Annotated in this window: 1 pseudogene; it reads right to left on the bottom strand. The window is 39.8% G+C overall.

Annotated elements, in window-relative coordinates:
* Positions 1 to 397: pseudogene (locus AC1VNY_RS42850) on the bottom strand (hypothetical protein); the annotation flags it as partial.

Below are 397 nucleotides of genomic sequence, written 5' to 3'. Positions count from 1 at the left end.
TTCGTAGACAATCTTATTCCCTTGAGCTAAATCTTTAGCAGCCACTGCAAGCTTAGTTGCATCAATCTTGAATTGAGTATCACTGCTGGTCGTAAGTGAACCATCCGCAGTACTCACATAAACTTGTTTGCCATCTTTATCCTGTACTACGCCACTATCTACATTAACAGTATAGTTATCAGTACCGTTAATTTGATAATTATCAGTACCTGTCGCTTTAAATTTAGAAATCAGGTCACTGCCGGTTGCTTTCTGCGCGCCATCGATATTAAAACCGTCCAGGCCGAGAGTTTTCGCATCAATTTTTGCCAGATTGATAGTGATGGTTTCACCATCATTAGCACCAACCTGAATTTTCATTTCATTATTTTCAGCAAGGACTTTCACGCCGTTAAAC

It is taken from the genome of Bradyrhizobium ferriligni, assembly GCF_056837965.1.
The sequence above is the reverse complement of the archived record's forward strand: the minus strand, read 5'-3'. Positions and strand labels throughout refer to the sequence as shown.